This is a genomic window from Nocardia sp. NPDC051570 (genome assembly GCF_044454005.1).
GTDB lineage: Bacteria > Actinomycetota > Actinomycetes > Mycobacteriales > Mycobacteriaceae > Nocardia.
The window spans coordinates 1-1057 of the sequence record NZ_JBITDI010000071.1 but is presented as its reverse complement, the minus strand read 5'-3'; the positions used below and the strand labels follow the sequence as shown (position 1 = coordinate 1057).

Here is a 1057-nt window from a genome sequence, read left to right as displayed (position 1 = left end):
CCATATACGAGATTTACGTATGGCAGAAACATTTGAATCGCGCCCTCAGGGCCGGTTGATGTAACTGTGTAGCTCAGGTCGTCGCAGCCCGTCATTACCTTGGCTGGGTACGGGAATGGCTGGGTCATCCCTGGGCGGGTCATCGTATTCCAGTCGGCGTATTCGACGTGCCGGGTGACGCACATATGGCGGGTGCCGTCTGCGTCGGTGTGGTTCACCAGGCCAGAAATGGTTCCGTTGTTCTGGGTGAAGACGAACATGAGGTCCTCGGATCCGTCAGGGTTGCCACTGGAGATGTAGTCCCACACCTTGTGGTCGCTGAGTGTCCAGTTCGGGCCCCATTCGCGTTCTTGCTCTCCGGCCCAGTCGCGGATCTCCACGGGGTCAGAGCCGGGGTACTTCACTGTTCCGTTGACCTTTGCTACCGCGATGGAGGACGCCCACAGCATGTCTTGACCGTCGTGGTTGAGCCGAATCTTCGCACCGGGGTGTGTGTCGGTGTACCACACATCGACCCAGGAGTCGTTGTTGTGGCCGTGGTTCACGTAGTGGTATCCGTTGCGTGCGGCATCCCAGTAGAACTGGAAGGTGCTGTTCCCGTTGTAGGCGGGCATCGCGGGCGCCTGGTTCACCACCAGCCGATTGGTGAATGCATCCCAGTCGTGCACCCCGCCCCCGCCGGGGGACGTCACGGTCCATGTCCGGCCACTGATCGGCAGACCACCGAAATTGCCGTTGGTGTCGAAAGTAGTGATGAACTGCCCCGGACCGGCCGGATCCCAGAGCCTGATCCAGTTGTAGTCCTGCGGCCCGATCCCCGTCGGGGCCAATGTCATGTCCGTCATGTCCCATGGCGTGGCTTCGCCGATGGCGATGTCACCCGGATTGGACTGTGGTGGCAGGTAGTTCACATACGACTCAGCGGCCGCTGGTCCGGCTCCCACAACTGCCAGAGTCAGTACAAGACAGGTAGGAACAGCGAGAGCGATCGAATTGAACACTGTCGTCCGCCCCCGTTCGGATACCTCACGCCATGCCATAGATACCTCCAGGAAGT

General features: G+C 60.2%; 1 protein-coding gene. It reads right to left on the bottom strand.

Features of this window, described 5'->3' with window-relative positions:
• Positions 1 to 1040: hypothetical protein (locus ACIA76_RS43760; RefSeq protein ID WP_397161507.1), on the bottom strand; the 1040-nt coding region annotated here is incomplete at its 3' end.
• Between the last annotated feature and the right edge of the window lie 17 nt (positions 1041 to 1057).